The organism is Enterobacter cloacae complex sp. P38RS (genome assembly GCF_014930775.1).
GTDB lineage: Bacteria > Pseudomonadota > Gammaproteobacteria > Enterobacterales > Enterobacteriaceae > Enterobacter > Enterobacter bugandensis.
Genome location: NZ_JADBRS010000007.1, coordinates 208,272 through 227,062 on the forward strand (window position 1 = coordinate 208,272; position 18,791 = coordinate 227,062).

At 57.3% G+C, this 18,791-nt stretch carries 16 protein-coding genes; 11 read left to right on the forward strand and 5 right to left on the reverse strand.

Annotated features, from left to right (window positions below; all coding sequences use genetic code 11):
* Positions 1 to 26 precede the first annotated feature (26 nt).
* From fdnI to fdnG, 3 genes are read right to left on the reverse strand one after another with little or no spacing between them, the layout of a single operon-like run.
* Positions 27 to 683: a formate dehydrogenase-N subunit gamma gene (gene fdnI, locus IM303_RS12090; RefSeq protein ID WP_028013252.1), complete on the reverse strand. Its 657-nt coding sequence runs from the start codon at positions 681 to 683 to the stop codon at positions 27 to 29.
* A complete protein-coding gene (gene fdxH, locus IM303_RS12095; protein ID WP_193359980.1) occupies positions 676 to 1,560 on the reverse strand; it encodes a formate dehydrogenase subunit beta in 885 nt (294 codons plus the stop codon). The genes fdnI and fdxH overlap by 8 nt, the downstream gene beginning before the upstream one ends.
* 11 nt (positions 1,561 to 1,571) lie before the next feature.
* Complete coding sequence (gene fdnG / locus IM303_RS12100; protein ID WP_192971119.1) at positions 1,572 to 4,619, reverse strand: formate dehydrogenase-N subunit alpha; 3,048 nt, start codon at positions 4,617 to 4,619, stop codon at positions 1,572 to 1,574.
* Positions 4,620 to 4,840: 221 nt separating this feature from the next.
* Between fdnG and yddG the strand changes: the two genes are divergently transcribed.
* Together yddG and IM303_RS12110 are read left to right on the forward strand one after the other, a co-directional pair.
* Entirely contained in the window at positions 4,841 to 5,719 is an 879-nt protein-coding gene (gene yddG / locus IM303_RS12105) for an aromatic amino acid DMT transporter YddG (RefSeq protein ID WP_028013255.1), read from the forward strand.
* A 476-nt stretch (positions 5,720 to 6,195) separates the two neighbouring features.
* Positions 6,196 to 7,305: a porin OmpC gene (locus tag IM303_RS12110; RefSeq protein WP_028013256.1), complete on the forward strand. Its 1,110-nt coding sequence runs from the start codon at positions 6,196 to 6,198 to the stop codon at positions 7,303 to 7,305.
* A 54-nt stretch (positions 7,306 to 7,359) separates the two neighbouring features.
* Here the strand turns inward: IM303_RS12110 and IM303_RS12115 are convergent, their stop codons facing one another.
* Positions 7,360 to 8,304, reverse strand: coding sequence for a LysR substrate-binding domain-containing protein (locus IM303_RS12115; protein WP_028013257.1), 945 nt, complete (start codon positions 8,302 to 8,304; stop codon positions 7,360 to 7,362).
* 170 nt (positions 8,305 to 8,474) lie between these two features.
* Here IM303_RS12115 and IM303_RS12120 point away from each other — a divergent pair, with 170 nt between their 5' ends.
* From IM303_RS12120 to IM303_RS12150, 7 genes are read left to right on the forward strand one after another with little or no spacing between them, the layout of a single operon-like run.
* On the forward strand, positions 8,475 to 9,425 hold the full coding sequence (locus tag IM303_RS12120; RefSeq protein WP_045260595.1) for a branched-chain amino acid ABC transporter permease: 951 nt from the start codon (positions 8,475 to 8,477) through the stop codon (positions 9,423 to 9,425).
* An 8-nt stretch (positions 9,426 to 9,433) separates the two neighbouring features.
* Positions 9,434 to 10,540: a branched-chain amino acid ABC transporter permease gene (locus tag IM303_RS12125; protein WP_193359981.1), complete on the forward strand. Its 1,107-nt coding sequence runs from the start codon at positions 9,434 to 9,436 to the stop codon at positions 10,538 to 10,540.
* Positions 10,537 to 11,304: an ABC transporter ATP-binding protein gene (locus IM303_RS12130; protein WP_028013260.1), complete on the forward strand. Its 768-nt coding sequence runs from the start codon at positions 10,537 to 10,539 to the stop codon at positions 11,302 to 11,304. The genes IM303_RS12125 and IM303_RS12130 overlap by 4 nt, the downstream gene beginning before the upstream one ends.
* Positions 11,297 to 12,016: an ABC transporter ATP-binding protein gene (locus tag IM303_RS12135; protein WP_192986984.1), complete on the forward strand. Its 720-nt coding sequence runs from the start codon at positions 11,297 to 11,299 to the stop codon at positions 12,014 to 12,016. The genes IM303_RS12130 and IM303_RS12135 overlap by 8 nt, the downstream gene beginning before the upstream one ends.
* Before the next feature lie 28 nt (positions 12,017 to 12,044).
* Positions 12,045 to 13,202: a branched-chain amino acid ABC transporter substrate-binding protein gene (locus IM303_RS12140; protein WP_041909827.1), complete on the forward strand. Its 1,158-nt coding sequence runs from the start codon at positions 12,045 to 12,047 to the stop codon at positions 13,200 to 13,202.
* Positions 13,203 to 13,219: 17 nt separating this feature from the next.
* The gene (locus tag IM303_RS12145; RefSeq protein WP_048999756.1) at positions 13,220 to 13,702 is read left to right on the forward strand and encodes an L-2-amino-thiazoline-4-carboxylic acid hydrolase; all 483 of its coding nucleotides are present in this window, start codon (positions 13,220 to 13,222) and stop codon (positions 13,700 to 13,702) included.
* Complete coding sequence (locus IM303_RS12150; RefSeq protein WP_193359982.1) at positions 13,699 to 14,925, forward strand: Zn-dependent hydrolase; 1,227 nt, start codon at positions 13,699 to 13,701, stop codon at positions 14,923 to 14,925. The genes IM303_RS12145 and IM303_RS12150 overlap by 4 nt, the downstream gene beginning before the upstream one ends.
* A gap of 66 nt (positions 14,926 to 14,991) precedes the next feature.
* Here IM303_RS12150 and IM303_RS12155 read toward each other — a convergent pair whose 3' ends face one another.
* Complete coding sequence (locus tag IM303_RS12155) at positions 14,992 to 16,479, reverse strand: MFS transporter (RefSeq protein WP_193359983.1); 1,488 nt, start codon at positions 16,477 to 16,479, stop codon at positions 14,992 to 14,994.
* Positions 16,480 to 16,596: 117 nt separating this feature from the next.
* On the opposite strand from IM303_RS12155, the gene IM303_RS12160 reads away from it, so the two are divergent.
* Both IM303_RS12160 and IM303_RS12165 read left to right on the forward strand, forming a co-directional pair.
* Positions 16,597 to 17,172, forward strand: coding sequence for a TetR family transcriptional regulator (locus IM303_RS12160; RefSeq protein WP_059357609.1), 576 nt, complete (start codon positions 16,597 to 16,599; stop codon positions 17,170 to 17,172).
* A 209-nt stretch (positions 17,173 to 17,381) separates the two neighbouring features.
* Entirely contained in the window at positions 17,382 to 18,767 is a 1,386-nt protein-coding gene (locus tag IM303_RS12165; RefSeq protein WP_049136451.1) for a NarK family nitrate/nitrite MFS transporter, read from the forward strand.
* Positions 18,768 to 18,791: the final 24 nt, after the last annotated feature.

Sequence of the window (18,791 nt, forward strand, 5' to 3'; positions counted from 1 at the left end):
GCCGGGCAGAGCCGACGGCGCAGGTCTTACTTCATCCCTTCCGTACTTTCCTGTTTCGCCTCCAGCCGTTCCACATCACGATACCAGCGCGGGTGATGTTTCTGCGCCCAGCGGCGACTCACCTTCCCTTCAATCATCCCTTTGATCGACCCTTTAACCCAGAACGCCATATACATATGGATCAGGATGGCATGAATCAGGATGATGGCCGACGTCGCGTGAATTAGCAGCGCGTAACGCACTACCTGGATCGGGAAGTACTGTGCAAAATAAGGACGCCAGATCATCACCCCGGTCACCAGCAGCACAAAAATCATGCTCATGATGGTCCAGAACATCATCTTCTGTCCGGCATTGTATTTCCCCACCTTCGCGACTTTATGCTCGTTACCCTTCAGGACTTCGACAATCCCTTTCACCCAAGGGATGTCCTGCTTGTCCGGAATATTGTGATGGACAAAGCGCACGAACATAAACATCAGCACCACGAAAATCAGCACGCCGAAGAACGGGTGCAGAATGCGCCCCATCTGCGGCGTACCGAAGGTTTCGGTCAGCCACTGCAGCGTCGGGAAGAAGAACGAAATACCGGATACCGCCACCAGGAAGAAGCAAATGACCACCGTCCAGTGACAGGCGCGATCGACAAATTTGGTGCGCACTATCATTTTCGACTTACTCATGATGCTCCTCCTCGTCGTCATCCACCTCTTTATTCGGGCCGATACCGATGTAGTGATAGATCAGCCCCGCAAAGGTGGCGATAAAGCCCGCCGCAGAGAGCGGTTTAAGCGCCCCTTTCCACAGGTTGATGGAGGTATCGATCGCCGGATCTTTCGGCAGGTTGTGATACAGCTCCGGCTGGTCGTTGTGATGCAGCACGTACATCACGTGCGTGCCGCCCACGCCCTGCGGGTTGTAAATGCCTGCCTTGTCGTAGCCGCGCGCTTTCAGCTTGTCCACGCGCTCTTGCGCCACGTCGAGCATCTCTTTTTTGGTGCCGAAGTGGATCGCACCGGTCGGACAGGTCTTCACGCAGGCAGGCTCCTGCCCGACGCTGACGCGGTCCACGCACAGGGTGCATTTGTATACCCGGTTATCCTCTTTATTGAGGCGCGGGATATTAAACGGACAGCCCGCGATGCAGTAGCCGCAGCCAATGCAATTATCCTGCTGGAAGTCGACGATGCCGTTGGCGTACTGAATAATGGCGCCAGCAGACGGGCACGCCTTCAGGCAGCCGGGATCTTCACAGTGCATACAGCCGTCCTTGCGGATCAGCCACTCCAGCCTGCCGTTCTGGTCGGTTTCGCTAAAGCGCATCACCGTCCAGGATTTGGCGCTCAGATCCGCCGGGTTATCGTAAACCCCGACGCAGTGCCACACCTCGTCGCGGATATCGTTCCACTCCGAACAGGCCACCTGGCAGGCCTTACAGCCCACGCAGGAGGAGACGTCGATAAGCTTGGCGACCTCTGCCTTATAGTCCCGCGCGCGGGGCGCGGGGGTGATCGGGTTGGTCGCGGAGCGTTTAATAATGTCTTGTGTTTCCATCGCCATTTAATCGCTCCTTACGCTTTCTCGATGTTGACCAGAAACGCTTTGTACTCCGGCGTTTGCGAGTTGGAATCGCCGACGTTTGGCGTCAGGGTGTTGGCGATATAGCCTTTCTGCGCCACCCCTTCAAAGCCCCAGTGCAGCGGAATACCGACGGTTTCCACCTGCTGGCCGTGCACGTTCAGACTTTGCAAACGACGGGTCACCACCGCCACGGCGCGAATAAAGCCGCGCTTGCTGCTCACCTTGACGCGATCGCCGTTGGCAATGCCTTTCGCCTTCGCCAGCGTTTCGCTTATCTCCACAAACTGTTCCGGCTGCGCGATGGCGTTAAGCCGCGCGTGCTTGGTCCAGGTGTGGAAATGCTCGGTCAGGCGGTAGGTCGTCCCCACGTACGGGAATTTGTCCTTTTTGCCTAAGCGCAGCACGTCCTCTTCGTAAATGCGCACCACCGGGCTTGAGACCACGTTCGGGTGCAGCGGGTTGGTCCCCAGCGGCGTTTCCATCGGCTCGTAGTGTTCCGGGAATGGCCCTTCTGCCAGCTTGTTGAGGGCGAACAGGCGCCCCAGCCCTTCCGGCTGCATGATGAATGGCCCGGTGTTGCTGCCCGGCGCGGCGGTGTTGTAGTCTGGAATGTCGTTCCCCGTCCACTTCGCCCCGTTCCACTGGATCAGCATGCGCTTCGGATCCCACGGCTTGCCGTTCACGTCGGCGGACGCGCGGTTGTACAGCACGCGACGGTTCAGCGGCCACGCCCATGCCCAGCCCAGGGTGTTGCCCAGGCCTGACGGGTCAGCGTTATCGCGGTTGGCCATCTGGTTACCCTGCTCCGTCCAGCTGCCGGTGTAGATCCAGCAGGACGATGCCGTTGTCCCGTCATCGCGCAGCAGCGCAAAGCTGTTCAGCAGCTGGCCTTTTTTCGCGACCAGGTTGCCGCTCGCGTCATACAGATCCGCCAGCGCCACGCCGTTGTTCTCTTTCGCGACTTCCTCAGACTCAGGACGATCCGGCTGCTTGTAGTGCCAGCTCATCTTCAGCAGCGGCTCCGCGCCTTTGCCGCCTTCGGTGCGGTACATTTCGCGCAGACGATGATAAATGCCGGCCAGAATTTCGCCGTCGTTACGCGCTTCGCCCGGTGCATCCTGCCCTTTCCAGTGCCATTGCAGCCAGCGGCCGGAGTTGGCAATAGAGCCGTCCTCTTCCGCAAAGCAGGTGGACGGCAGGCGGAACACTTCGGTCTGAATCGACGCCGGATCGACATCGTTGGATTCCCCGTGGTTCTGCCAGAAGGTGGAGGTCTCGGTCACCAGCGGATCGATAACCACCATGTACTTCAGCTTGCTCAGGCTGCGCACGACTTTGTTTTTATCCGGGAATGACGCCACCGGGTTAAAGCCCTGGCAGATATAACCGGTGACGTCGCCCTTATCCATCATGTTGAAATACTTGATGACGTCGTAAGCCTGATCCCACTTCGGCAGCCACTCAAAGCCCCAGTCATTCTCCTTCTGCGCCGCGTCGCCGTAGAAGGATTTCATCAGGCTGACGTAGAACTTCGGATAGTTGCTCCAGTAGTTCACCTGGTCCGGCAGCGTTGCTTTTGGCGTATTAGCTTCAAGATACGCTTGCAGACTGGCCTGCTTTTCCGACGGCAGCGTCAGGTAGCCCGGCAGGCTGGTGGAGAGCAGGCCGAGATCGGTTAAGCCCTGAATGTTAGAGTGTCCGCGAAGGGCGTTCACGCCGCCACCGGCCATCCCCATGTTGCCGAGCAGCAGCTGGATCATCGCCATGGTACGGATGTTCTGCGCGCCCACGGTGTGCTGCGTCCAGCCCAGCGCATACAGGAACGTGGTGGTTCTGTCAGCGGCGCTGGTGGAGGCCAGCACCTCGCACACCTTCAGGAAGTCCGCTTTCGGCGTGCCGCAGATGTTCTCCACCACGTCCGGCGTATAGCGGGAAACGTGCTGCTTCAGAAGGTTCCACACGCAGCGCGGATGCGTCAGCGTTTCATCCCGCATCGCATAGCCGTTTTCATCGAACTGATAGTTCCAGGACGTTTTGTCGTACTGGCGTTTTTCAGCGTCATAGCCGCTGAACAGCCCGTCATCGAAGGCAAAATCATCCCGCACCAGCAGGTTCGCGTTGGTGTAATGCTTAACGTAGTCCGCGTTAATTTTGTTGTTTTCGATCAGGTACAGCAGCACGCCGGAGAGGAACGTAATGTCCGTACCGGAGCGGATCGGTGCATAGATATCCGCCACCGATGCCGTACGCGTAAAGCGCGGATCGACGACGATAAGCGTCGCATCGTTGTTGTTTTTCGCTTCCATCGCCCAGCGGAATCCCACCGGATGGGCTTCAGCGGCGTTACCGCCCATCACCACCACGACGTTGGCGTTTTTAATATCAACCCAGTGGTTGGTCATCGCACCGCGACCAAATGTTGGAGCAAGACTTGCTACCGTTGGTCCGTGTCAGACGCGCGCCTGGTTGTCTACCGCCAGCATGCCGAGAGAGCGCACAAACTTTTGCGTCAGCATGCCGGTTTCATTGCTTGCCGCAGATGCGCACAGCATCCCGGTAGAGAGCCAGCGGTTGACCGTCACGCCCTGCTCGTTCTTTTCAATAAAGTTGGCGTCACGGTCGGCTTTCATCAGTTTTGCAATACGGGAGAACGCCTCATCCCAGGAGATGCGCTGCCATTTGTCGGAGCCCGGCGCGCGGTATTCCGGGTAGCGGAGGCGGTTTTCGCTGTGGACATAGTCCAGCAGTCCCGCCCCTTTCGGGCACAGCGCCCCACGGCTCACCGGATGATCCGGATCCCCTTCAATATGGTAAATCGCTTCTCTGGCGTTCTTCGCGCCATCGCCCAGGCTATACATCAATAGCCCACAACCCACGGAGCAGTATGTGCAGGTGTTACGGATCTCTTTCGCACGCAGCAGCTTATAGTTGCGTGCCTGAGCCAGCGCCATTTTGGGAGCAAATCCCAGCATTGCGGCTGTGGTTCCGGCCATACCGCCCGCGCAGATTTTGAAAAATTGTCTGCGGCTGACGTCCATTGTTGTCCTCGTTATCTGATAAGACTTCGCGCCGCAAACTAACATTAAAGCCCCTGTTTTTTTTGCGTCAAATCAAGGTCGCCTGACGTCGCCCCCTTAATAGTCACCGCTGCCGCGTTTGAATACCCCTTAAGGGTTAAACACGTAAGAGAATAATTCGCGACAGGGTCAGAATTAATGCTATACATTTTCCCTGTGATTTTATTAGCGATGAAAACGTAATGGACAGAAAGAGAGCAACGCTCACGGGGCTGGCGGCAATACTGCTATGGAGCACAATGGTGGGCCTGATTCGCAGCGTAAGCGAGGGGCTGGGGCCCGTCGGCGGCGCGGCGATGATTTACACCCTCAGTGGGTTATTGTGCCTGGTAACGGTAGGATTTCCTGATATTAAACGTTTTTCACCCGGGTATCTTATTGCAGGCAGCGTACTGTTTGTCAGTTATGAAATTTGTCTGGCGCTGTCGTTAGGCTATGCCGCCACGCGAGCGCAGGCCATAGAAGTCGGTATGGTTAATTATCTCTGGCCGAGCCTGACGATCGTCTTTGCTATTTTATTCAACGGACAGAAATCAACGCTGTGGGTCGTCCCCGGTTTAGCTATCGCTCTGCTCGGCGTGTGTTGGGTATTAGGAGGTGAGCAAGGATTACACATTGATGAAATAATCCGCAATGTCGTCTCTAATCCCCTTAGCTATACGCTTGCTTTTGCCGGAGCATTTATCTGGGCCGCCTACTGCACCGTAACCGCCAAATTTGCCAAAGGGCAAAACGGTATTACCCTCTTTGTTTTGCTCACTGCGCTGAGCCTGTGGGTGAAATATACCATTAGCGATCAGCCAGAAATGGTGTTCAGCTTTCCGGTTATCGTGAAGCTCGTTATGTGCGGCATTGCGCTTGGGTTTGGCTATGCAGCATGGAATATTGGCATTCTGCACGGTAACGTCACGGTGCTGGCTGCCGTATCCTATTTTACTCCCGTGCTCTCCGCCGCGCTTGCAGCCGTGCTGCTAAGCTCCCCCCTCTCTTTTTCGTTCTGGCAGGGCGCGCTGATGGTCTGCGCCGGGTCATTGCTCTGCTGGTACGCTACACGAAAATAGGGTTCAGATTTATGCCGGGTTCGATTAAATCCGGCAGAAAAATTAACATAAATTTAATATGTGATCACATCGTAATATATTAATCAGAACATTAGTGCACTTGTTGATGTTCTGTTTATATTAGCTTCCTTCGTCAATTCCCCCGGCATCAAATTGACATAACCTGACACCGCTGCGTAACTACTTCCCTGCGAATATTACCGCTCTTAATAACACGGAATGCAATAATATTCGCCATCATGGTTGCCAAAAAAATAAACTCATACTGATTAAATAATCGCCACAACATTTTATTCAGGCGTCATTAACCCGATCTCGATCACACTAAATGAAATTATTACTCATATTTTGAAACTTATTATTGAAAGACAACTACAAGATTTTTAAAAATAGCACGCCGTTGACGAACAGCCTCGTTTAGAAATCGTTCGCGATGGTTCAGGAAATACTGAAAAAAATTATAAGGAATATTTAAGATGAAACTTAAATTAGTTGCAGTGGCAGTCACTTCCATGTTGGCAGCAGGCGTTGTAAACGCAGCTGAGATTTATAACAAAGACGGTAACAAGCTGGATCTGTACGGTAAAGTGACAGGTCTGCACTATTTCTCTGATGACGCAGGCGCAGACGGTGATAAAACCTACATGCGTATCGGCTTCAAGGGTGAAACCCAGGTTAACGACCAGCTGTCCGGTTACGGCCAGTGGGAATACCAGATTCAGGGTAACAAGGACGAAGGCGACAACCAGTCCTGGACCCGTGTTGCCTTCGCAGGTCTGAAGTTCGCTGAAGCCGGTTCATTCGATTACGGCCGTAACTACGGCGTGATTTACGACGTGACCTCCTGGACCGACGTTCTGCCAGAATTCGGCGGTGACACCTACGGTGCCGACAACTTCCTGCAGTCTCGTGCAAACGGCGTGGCAACTTACCGTAACCAGGACTTCTTCGGTCTGGTTGACGGCCTGAACTTTGCCCTGCAGTACCAGGGTAAAAACGGCAGCGTAAGCGGTGAAAACACCAACGGCCGCAGCCTGCTGAACCAGAACGGCGACGGCTACGGCGCGTCTCTGACTTACGATCTGGGTGAAGGCTTCAGCGTCGGTGGTGCAATGTCTTCCTCTCGCCGTACCGCTGACCAGAATGCGGCTGGCGTATACGGTGAAGGCGACCGCGCTGAAGTGTACAGCGGCGGCGTGAAGTACGACGCGAACAACGTTTACCTCGCGGCGCAGTACTCTCAGACCTATAACGCAACCCGTTTCGGCACCTCTAACGGTAACCGCAGCGATATCTACGGCTTTGCAAACAAGGCGCAAAACTTCGAAGTTGTGGCTCAGTATCAGTTCGACTTTGGCCTGCGTCCATCCATCGCCTACCTGCAGTCTAAAGGTAAAGACATCGAGAACTTCGGCGACCAGGATCTGGTTAAATACATTGATGTCGGCACCACCTACTATTTTAACAAAAACATGTCCACCTACGTGGATTACAAAATCAACCTGCTGGACGACAACCAGTTCACTCGCCAAGCAGGTATCGGTACCGACAACATCGTTGCGCTGGGTCTGACCTACCAGTTCTAAGATTTGTCAGTACAAAAGCCAGCGTAGCACGCTGGCTTTTTTTATCTTCCGCTTTTACCCGACAGACAACTCCCCGCCTGCCGCCCGACGCAGCCAGGTTTGCAGCAGCTTGCCGTCTTCGGTCATCTCTGAATCTGAGCGCACGCAGAGGTAATAATCGCGCCCGTCATCAATCGGTAAGTCAAATATCTTGACCAGCTCGCCGCTCTCAAGATATGGCGCAATCAGCGGCTCACGCATGAGCGCACATCCCAGCCCTGCCTGAACGCCCGCCAGCGTCAACAGCCCGTCTTCAAACAGCGGGCCGCTGCGCCGGAGTGGTCGTTTTACCCCCTGCAACAAAAACCACTGCGTCCAGCTCGTACGCTCTTCATCGTGCAGCAGCGGCATTTGCAGCAGCTGTTCAGGCGTGTCGATATGGCCATGAACGCGCAAAAACGCGCGGCTGCATACCGGCACCATCTGGCCGGAAATCAGCTTTTCACTCTGATACCCCGCCCACTGCCCGTTACCAAAACGAATCGACATATCCGACGCGTCGCTCAGATAGTTACGGTGATTGGCATACACCACGTTGATCTCGGTTTGGGGATTGGCGCGCATGAACGCAGGCAAGCGCGGGATAAACCACCCCATACCAAAAAGCGGAATCAGGCTGATGGTGACCTGACGCGTTTGCGCCTGCTCCGCCAGGTGCTCCGTCGCCTGGCGCAACACGTTAAACGCCGCACGGATCGAGCGGTAATATTCCCGCCCGTGCTGGCTCAGCACCAGCCTGCGTCCCTGACGTTCCGTGAGCGGCATTTGCAGGTATCCTTCGAGCACCTTGAGCTGATGGCTGACGGCCGACGGAGAGATATCCAGCTCCTGCGCGGCCAGCGTGACGCTCCCCAGCCTGGCGATGGCCTCGAATGCACGTACGGCCCGAAGCGGCGGATCGTTTGCCAGGCGGCTCTCTGCAAACGCCGTCAGGCTCGCCAATTGTTCTGTTTTATTCATATGTTGATTTCTTTAGGCTTTTCACCCAAAAGCAGGCATTCACTATTTTCATTTAAATCATAAACATAAAACAATATTTATTTATCATAAGAAATAATAGATGCGTATTTTACAATTTAATTCATTTATTGGATGGTAGCCGCAGAACGAGCACTTTGCGGGTACAGACGTTGGATACACTCATACAACAACTGATCAACGGTGTGATGCTGGGAAGCATCTACGCGCTGATCGCGCTGGGCTATACCATGGTGTATGGCATTTTGCGCATTATTAACTTTGCCCACGGCGATATTCTGATGGTCGGCGCGCTCACCACGCTCTCCGCCATTAACGCCCTGAATAGCACCTTCCCGCATATGCCGCTGCTCTTGCAGCTCGGCGTTGCCCTGATGATTGCCATGGCCGTGTGCGCCCTACTGGCCATGGCCGTGGAGCGCTTTGCCTACCGTCGACTGCGCAACGCTCCGCGCCTGGCGCCGCTGATCTCGGGTATCGGCGTCTCCGTCCTGCTGCAAACCGTGGCGATGATTATCTGGACGCGCAACCCGCTGATGTTTCCGCAGATCTTGCCCATGGATCCGATTACCGTGACGTCAGGAAGTGAAATGCACCCTCCCGCCATCGTGACCGTTACCGGTATTGTCACCGTGGCGCTGGCGCTGGCGGTGATGACCGGGCTCTGGCTGCTGGTGGAATACACCCGCCTGGGGCGCGGCATGCGCGCCGTGGCGGAAAACCCGCGCGTGGCCACGCTGATGGGGGTTAACCCAAACGCCATTATCACCCTGACGTTTGCCATTGGCGGGGCGTTTGCCGCGCTGGCAGGCGTAATGATGGCCAGCAACTACGGTAACGCCAGCTTCTCGATGGGCTTTTTACCCGGGATCAAGGCCTTTACCGCCGCCGTGCTGGGGGGCATTGGCAACATTCGGGGTGCCATGATTGGCGGCATCCTGCTCGGCATTATCGAAGCGCTGGGCGCAGGCTACCTGGGTGAACTGACCCACGGTGTATTTGGCAGCAACTATCAGGATGTCTTTGCCTTTATGGTGCTGATCCTGGTGCTGGTCTTCCGTCCAGCTGGCCTGCTGGGCGAGCGCGTAGCGCACAGGGCGTAAGGAATACCATGACAACACTTCAAATTCAGGCCCCGACGACGACGCGCAAATTCTGGTCAGGCATGAGCCTGTTCTGCCTCGCGCTGCTGATTGCGCCCGTGGTGGCCACGCAACTCGGCGGCAACTACTGGGTGCGCGTTATCGACTTCGCCCTGCTCTACATCATGCTGGCGCTCGGGCTTAACATTGTGGTCGGCTATACCGGCCTGTTGGACATGGGCTTTATCGCCTTTTACGCCGTCGGCGCCTACCTCGCGGCACTGATGGCCTCCCCACACCTGCTGGAGGTGTTTCCGATCCTCGGCGTCTGGTTCCCGGATGGGCTGCACACCTCGTATCTGCTCATTATTCCGCTGGCGGCCCTCGTGGCGGCAGTGTGCGGGATTTTACTCGGTGCGCCCACGCTGAAGCTGCGCGGGGACTACCTGGCGATAGTGACCCTCGGCTTTGGCGAAATTATCCGCATCCTGATGCGCAACCTCGACCGTCCGGTAAACATCACCAACGGCGCAAAGGGCATTACCGGGGTGGATACGCTGAACCTGTTCGGCCTGAAGTTTAGCGGCGTCTACCACTGGTTTGGTTTCAAAGTGCCCGCCCTGTGGCTGTGGTACTACCTGCTGATGCTGGTGATTGTAGCGATTATTTTTGTCTGCCTGCGCCTGCAGCATTCCCGTATTGGCCGCGCCTGGCACGCCATCCGCGAGGATGAAGACGTGGCCCGCGCGATGGGCATCAACGTGCGTAACTATAAGCTGCTCGCCTTTGCGATGGGCGCCTCCTTTGGCGGCATAGCAGGTGCGCTTTTCGGCGCGTTTCAGGGCTTTGTCTCCCCGGAATCCTTCACGCTGCAGGAGTCCATTGCCGTACTGGCGATGGTGGTGCTGGGCGGTATGGGGCACATACCGGGCGTGATCCTGGGCGCGGTACTGCTTACCGCCCTACCGGAACTGCTGCGCAGCCAGGCAGCGCCGGTTCAGCAGGCGCTGTTCGGTACGGTACTGATTGACCCGGAAGTGCTGCGCCAGCTGTTTTACGGTCTGGCACTGGTGCTGGTCATGCTGGTGCGCCCGTCAGGCCTCTGGCCGGTACGCCACAAGGAGGTGAAGGCATGAGCCTGTTAACCGTACGCAACATGTCAAAACGCTTCGGCGGGCTGACTGCCGTAGATGACGTTTCGATTACCGTGAACAGAGGGGAAATCTACGGGCTGATTGGCCCCAACGGCGCGGGAAAAACCACCTGCTTTAACCTGATCACCGGGCTTTATCCGGCGGACAGCGGTGAGTTTTCGATTGCCGATAAGCCCTACTTCCCAAAGCACATAGAGAAAGTCACCGCCGCCGGGATTGCCCGCACATTCCAGAACGTGCGCCTCTTCAACGAGATGTCGGTGCTGGAAAACGTGATGGTGGGCCGCCACGTGCGCACCCGTAACGGCCTATGGGCCGCGCTGAGCCGCCATAAACGCGCCCGTGAGGAAGAGAAGCAGACCCGCGAGCTGGCCTGGCACTGGCTGGACTATACCGGCATTGCACAGTTCGCCCACTATCGCGCCTGCGATTTGGCCTATGGTCATCAGCGTCGCCTCGAAATCGCCCGCGCGCTGGCGACGGATCCGCTGCTGCTGGCGCTGGACGAGCCCGCCGCCGGAATGAACGCGGCGGAAAAAGTGGCGCTCGGCGAGCTGCTCATCCGCATCCGCGATGACGGCAAAACCCTGCTGATGATTGAACATGACGTCAAGCTGGTGATGGGCATCTGCGATCGCCTGACGGTGCTTGATTACGGTAAAACGCTCGCCAGCGGTACGCCGGAAAGCGTGCGGCGCGACCCGGCAGTGATCGCCGCCTGGCTTGGAGGTAACGCCCATGTCTGAATTACTGAAGGTAGAACGTCTGGACGTGCATTACGGCGGCATTCAGGCCGTACGCGATGTCTCCTTTACCCTGCACGAGGGCGAACAGGCTACGCTGATCGGCGCTAACGGCGCGGGGAAAAGCTCCACCGTGCGCGCCATTACCGGGCTGGAAAGCTTTAGCGGCAGTATTGAATTCAACGGTAAGCCGGTCCGCAAACAGAGCCCGGAGACCCTGCTTCGCGACGGACTGGTCATGGTCCCGGAGGGCCGCGGGATCTTCTCCCGCATGACGGTACTGGAAAACCTGCAGATGGGCGCCTGGCTAAGACGTGACGCTGTCACCATTAAGCGCGAGATGAACGAGATTTTCGAACGCTTCCCGCGTCTGGGCGAGCGCCAGCACCAGCTTGCCGGGCTGCTGTCCGGCGGCGAGCAACAGCTGCTGGCCCTTAACCGCGCCCTCCTCAGCCGCCCGCGCCTACTGATCCTCGACGAGCCGTCGATGGGCCTTGCCCCGAAGATGGTCGAGAACATATTTGCCGTTATTGCCGGGCTGCGCGAGCGCGGCGTCGCCCTGCTGCTTATCGAACAAAACGCCCGGCTCGCGCTGGAAGTGACCGACAGCGCATGGGTGATGGACAGCGGCAGCATTGTTCATCATGGCGAATCGACAGCGCTGCTTAACGACGACCAGATTGCACACATTTATTTGGGCGAAATGCCCGTTTAACCACACCAGCCAACATCAGGGAAATACAATGAAAACAGTAAAAATCAGTGCGCTCAGCGCCGCTATTCTGCTCGGCGGTCTTGCCTCAACGTCCTCGTGGGCCGCCGACGGCGAAACCGTGGTGATCGGTCTGGCAGGCCCGCTCACCGGCCCGTCCGCCCGTATCGGGAAAGATCTGGAGAACGGCGCGCAGCTGGCTATTGACGACATTAACAAGCAGCATCCGACCATCGGCGGCAAAGCGGTCACCTTCAAACTGCAGTCCGAAGACGATCAGTCTGACCCGCGCACTGCCGTAGCCGTCGCGCAGCGTCTGGTGGACAGCGATGTGGCGGGCGTGGTCGGCCACTGGAACACCGGCACCAGCATTCCAGCGGCCCGCGTTTATCACGATGCGGGCATCGCCCAGGTGGCACCGGTCGCGACCGGTCACGCCTATACGCAACAAGGTTTTGATACCAGCTTCCGCGTGATGGGACACGACGATGACGGCGGCCAGCTCGCCGGTCAGTACGCGGTTAACACCCTGAAAGCCAAACGCATTGCGGTAATCGACGACCGTACCGCCTTCGGTCAGGGGCTTGCAGACCAGTTTATTAAATCGCTGGAAGCCCAGGGCGTGAAAATTGTCGACCGTCAGTATGTGGATGACAAAACGGTCGATTTCAGCGCCGTGCTGACCGCCATCCGCAGTAAAAACGCCGATCTGATCTTCTTCGGCGGCGTCGACAGCCAGGCCGCACCGCTGGCTCGCCGCATTAAACAGTTGGGCATGAATGCCACGCTGATGGGCGCAGGCGGATTCGTCAGCCAGACGTTCCTGAAGCTGGCGCAGAAAGAAGGCGAAGGCGTTGTGGCGCTGGAGCCGGGCCTGCCCGTTGACCAGATGCCGGGTGGAAAGGCATTCGAACAGGCCTACCAGGCCCGCTACCACACCCATATCGAACTGCACGCCCCGTTCGCCTATGACGCCACCCGCGTGCTGGTTGCGGCGATGGAAAAAGCAGACTCCGTTGAGCCATCAGACTATCTACCCGCCCTGCGCGCCATCAGCTATTCCGGCGTTACCGGACAGATCGCGTTTGATAAAGAGGGCAACCTGAAATCGCCGTCGTTCACGGTCTATAAGGTTGTCGACGGCAAATGGCAGCCGCAGACCGTGCTGGGCGGCGCAAAAGCGAAGTAACGCAGTGAGGCAATGTGATGAGTGATAATAATGAGCTGGGCATTCTCGCCCGCCGCAAAATTGAAGCTGAAATTATTAAGCCAATTTATGAAATCCTGGTGCGCGAGATAGGGAAAGCCCGCGCCCAGGCGGTGATTGGCGAGGCCATTGAGCAGGCCGCGATTGACGCTGGTAAAGGGTTTGCCAGCAAAGAACCCAACGGCGCGAACATCAAGAGCTTTATCGCCCTGCAGTATCTGTGGGAGAAAGATAACGCCCTGGACGTGAAGGTGATCGACGCTGACGACCAGCAGTACAACTACAACGTGACCCGCTGTCGCTACGCGGAGATGTACCACGAGATGGGGCTGGGCGAGATTGGTCACCTGCTCTCCTGCGCGCGCGATGAAAAATTCATCGTTGGCTATGCGCCGGACGTAGAGCTAACCCGCACCACGACCATTATGCAGGGCGGTGCGTGCTGTGATTTCCGCTACCGCAGCGGTAAGGACAAGTCATGATCCGCGTCAACGCCGAACGGCTGTGGTCAACGCTTGAGATGATGGCGCAGATCGGCGGCACGCCCGCCGGTGGCGTCACCCGTCTGGCACTGAGCAAGGAAGATCGTATTGCGCGTAACCTGCTGCGCGACTGGGCGCTGGACGCCGGTTTTACCTGCGACGTCGACAGCATGGGCAATATGTTCATCCGCCGCGCGGGGAAAAACCCGCAGCTTGCGCCGGTCCTGACCGGTTCGCACGTGGATACCCAGCCGCTGGGAGGGAACTACGACGGGGTTTACGGCGTGCTGGCCGGGCTGGAGCTGCTGCGCACCCTCAATGACCATCACCTTGAGACGGAGCGTGACATCGTGCTGGTCAACTGGACCAACGAAGAAGGCGCGCGCTTTGCGCCAGCCATGCTCGCTTCAGGGGTCTGGACGGGGCAATTTAGCGAAGCGTACGCCCATGCCCGCGCGGATAGCGACGGTATCAGCGTGGGTGAAGCGCTGGAAAGCATCGGCTACCGGGGTGAAGCCCCTGCCCGTGCGTTTCCGGTTCACGCCTGCTACGAGCTGCACATCGAACAGGGCCCGATTCTGGAAGACGAAGCCCTGGATATCGGGTTAGTCCGCGCGGCAATGGGCCAGCGCTGGTTTACCCTGACGCTGGACGGGTTTGCCGCCCACGCGGGCACCACGCCGATGCACAGCCGACGCGATGCGCTGACCGCGTTCTCGGAGCTGGCGCTGAAGGTGGAGGAGATTGGCTATCGGCACGCACCGGACGGACGTGCGACCATCGGTATGGCGCAGGTTACGCCAAACTCGCGCAACGTCGTGCCGTCTCGGGTGGTCTGCAGCGTGGAGTTTCGCCATCCGGCGCTGACGGCATTGGAAGCCATGGAGGCGGCGCTGCATAAGGTGGCTGAAAGCCTGAGCCTGCGCGGCGTGGCGGCTGTCGTTGAGCGCATTTTTGACTACGCCCCCATCGCTTTTGATGCCGAATGTCTGGCCCGCACGGAGAAGGCCGTGGCGGAACTGGGCTACTCGGCGAAACCGATGGTCTCCGGCGCGGGACATGACGCCTGCTATGTGAGCAAAATAGCCCCTGCCAGCATGATTTTTATCCCCTGCGTGAAGGGCATCAGCCATAACGAAGCGGAAAGGATCCTGCCAGAGTGGTCGGAGAAAGGGGCGAACGTGCTGTTGCACAGCGTCCTGTCCGCGGCCCAGGAAAAATAAACCGGGTGGCGCGGCTCGGACAACCGCGCCCGTAGGCCCGGTAAGCGCAGCGCCACCGGGCGTGTTTTACGGCTTCGGCACCTTCGCCAGGCTAAACCAGATCCCCACTGCCAGCAACAGCAGCATTCCGCCCGCACTCCCCAGCGCCACGCTGTGGGAGGTAATAAACGCACTTTTCGCCGCCTCAATCACCGGCTCCGCGAGGGACGGCGTCAGCTCCTGCGCCACCTTCATCGCTTCACCAATGGATGACGTGGCTTTATCGACGAGCGAGGCATTCAGCCCCTGCGGCAGGTCAATGGACGCCGAGAAGCTGCGGGTCAACAGCAGACCAAAAATAGCGATCCCCAGCCCGGCGCCCAGTTCATAGGACATGGTTTCAATCGCCCCTGCGGCAGCGGCTTTCTCCTTCGGCGCGGCAGCCATAATGGCGGAGGTCGAGGCCAGCAGCGCGCTTGCGGCGCTAAAGCCAAGCAGAACCATCAGCCCCCACGCCTGCCACTGCTGCGTGCTGAAGTCGAGCATCGACAGGCCGATAAAGCTGACGGCGCTGAGCCCCATCCCCCCGGCAGCGACAATGCGCAGCCCCAGGCGGCCCACCAGCACACCGGCAATCGGCCCGCTGAATCCGCTTGCCACCATCACCGGGAGCATAAACATGCCCGCCTCGAACGGCGTAAAGCCGTGGACAAACTGTAGCTCCTGCGCCATCAGCAGCTCAAACCCGACCAGGGCAATCATGGCGGTCATCGCCATTACCACGCCGCTCAGAATGATGCGATGGCAGAACAGGCGCATGTCGATCATCGGCACGCGGGCGCGCAGCTGGATGCGCACAAAAATAAACAGCATTACGGCACCCGTGAGCAAGGTACACGCCACCAGCCACGGCGACATAACGCCTTTTAGCGCGGTTTTGGCGCTGTAGACCAGCAGCAAAATCGCCACAATCAGCATGAGCGCATGGCTGATATTTAACGGCTGCTCAGGACGCCCTTCCTGCTGCGGGACAAAGCGCGCGGCAAGGGTAACGACAATAAGCACGATAGGCACGTTGATCAAAAATACCGAGCCCCAGTAGAAGTGCTCCAACAGCATACCGCCAATCAGCGGACCAAACGCCGCCCCGCCGGAACCCACTGCCGCCCAGACGCCGAGCGCGATATTGCGATCTTTCGCGTCGGTAAACAGCGTGCGGATCCCCGCAAGCGTAGCCGGAATGATCATTGCCGCACCGATCGCCAGCGAGGCGCGCGCCGCTATCAGCCACCCTGCCGACGGTGCAAACGCGGCCGCCAGGGACGACAGGCCAAACAGCGTGCTGCCGATCATCAGCAAGCGTTTAAAGCCAATGCGGTCACCCAGGGCACCCATCGGCAGCACCATCCCCGCCATCACCAGCGAGTAAATATCAATGATCCACAACAATTCGTTTCCGCTGGCACCCAGCGTCATGCTCAATGTCGGCGCCGCCACGTGCAGCACCGTCGCGTCAATCGCCACCGGGATGTACACCAGCACGATAATTACTAACGCTAACCACTGACGAAACATAAATTTCCTTTTCATTTTAAACATGGACACATGTCCAGAATCCGATCCTACGTAAAGTTGAACAACTGTCCAGCTTTTTGTTACACTCGTTTCGGTCTTATTGAGAGTTGAGAAAAAATGCGCTATTTGAGCAAGGAAGAGCGGCGGGAAGCGATCTTACAGGCTGCGATGCGCGTGGCGCTGGCCGAGGGGCTGGCAGCCATGACGGTACGGCGCATTGCCGCAGAAGCGGGCGTCGCGACCGGGCAGGTCCACCACCACTTTGCCTCCGGCGGCGAGTTAAAATCGCTGGCGTTTGTGCGCGTGATCCGCGAGCTGCTGGATGCCGACGTGGTGGGTGAAAACGCCGGCTGGCGGGAACGGTTGCACAGCATGCTCGGCAGTGACGACGGTGGGCTTGAACCTTACATTCGTCTTTGGCGGGAAGCCCAAATTCTTGCCAGCCGTGATCCCGAGATCAAAGCGGCTTATGTCCTCACCATGGAGATGTGGCATCAGGAAACCGTGGCGATTATCCGCGCCGGGGCTGATGCCCACGCGTTCACGCTTACCGATCGGGCGGAAAATATCGCCTGGCGTTTAATAGGGCTGGTTTGTGGCCTGGATGGGATCACCGTATTAAATATGCCTGAAATGGACGATGCGGCATTTAATAAACATCTCGACAAACTTATCACGCTGGAATTGTTTTAATACTCCTTCCGGAGTATAAATTACGCAAAATGTTACAATTAGTAACACATTAAGCGAGCCCTTATTTTCATTCTAATCTCGGGGGTTCGCTTTTTTATCTATCCTTTCAGATGTATCCCAAAGCATCCCAAAAAACCAATAACACTTCTTTAATCATCTTTTTGTTTTTACTTCATTTTTCTTTCAAACATGGTAAGCAAGAGGGCGATATGTCGCAACAAAGTGATAAAAGTAATCCCCATCTGTTGAGTAACTGGAAACCTGAAAACGCGCAATTTTGGGAGAATAAAGGAAAACATATTGCACGAAGAAACCTATGGATTTCTGTAGCTTGCCTGCTATTAGCGTTTTGCGTGTGGATGTTATTTAGCGCCGTTGCGGTCAATCTGAATAAAGTCGGATTTAATTTCACCACCGATCAGCTTTTTATGCTAACGGCATTACCTTCACTCTCTGGCGCGATATTGCGCGTCCCCTACTCGTTTATGGTGCCAATATTTGGCGGACGCTACTGGACGGTATTGAGCACCGTTATCCTGATTATCCCCTGCGTCTGGCTGGGGATAGCCATTCAGAACACCGCGACACCTTACTGGGTCTTTATCGTGATTGCCCTGCTCTGCGGTTTTGCCGGGGCCAACTTTGCCTCCAGCATGGGTAACATCAGCTTCTTCTTCCCAAAGGCCAGACAGGGCAGCGCGCTGGGCATCAACGGCGGGCTGGGAAATCTGGGCGTCAGCGTGATGCAGCTGTTTGCTCCGCTGGTGATTTTCCTGCCAATGTTTACCTTCCTCGGCGTGCACGGCGTACCGCAGGAAGACGGCTCAACGATGTGGCTGGCCAATGCGGCCTGGGTCTGGGCGCCGCTGCTGCTGCTGGCAACCCTTGCGGCGTTTTTTGGCATGAACGATATCGCCAGCTCTAAAGCCTCTATCGCCAGCCAGCTGCCGGTACTGAAGCGCTTTCACCTCTGGCTGCTGAGCCTGCTCTATCTGGCGACCTTCGGCTCGTTTATCGGCTTCTCGGCGGGCTTTGCCATGCTGTCGAAAACCCAGTTTCCGGACGTGAACATCCTGCACCTCGCTTTCTTTGGCCCCCTGATCGGCGCGCTGGCGCGTTCGGCGGGCGGGATGGTCTCTGACAGGCTGGGCGGCGTGCGCGTCACGCTGATTAACTTCGTCTTTATGGCTATCTTCAGCGCCCTGATCTTCCTGACGCTCCCCGGCTCTGGCTCCGGCAGCTTTATCGCCTTCTACCTGGTCTTTATGGGCCTGTTCCTCACCGCCGGGCTGGGCAGCGGTTCGACCTTCCAGATGATCGCGATTATCTTTCGCCAAATCACCCTCGACCGCGTCAAGAAGCAGGGCGGCACGGACGAGCAGGCGCAGCATGAAGCGGTGACGGAGACCGCCGCCGCGCTGGGCTTTATCTCCGCCATCGGTGCCGTTGGCGGGTTCTTTATCCCTAAGGCGTTCGGCACATCGCTGGCAATGACCGGTTCGCCGGTTGGGGCCATGAAAGTCTTCCTCGTGTTTTACATCGTCTGCGTGTTGGTCACCTGGCTGGTGTATGGCCGTAAATCCTCAAAAAAATAAAAACTACATCTTCGCCGGAGCGTG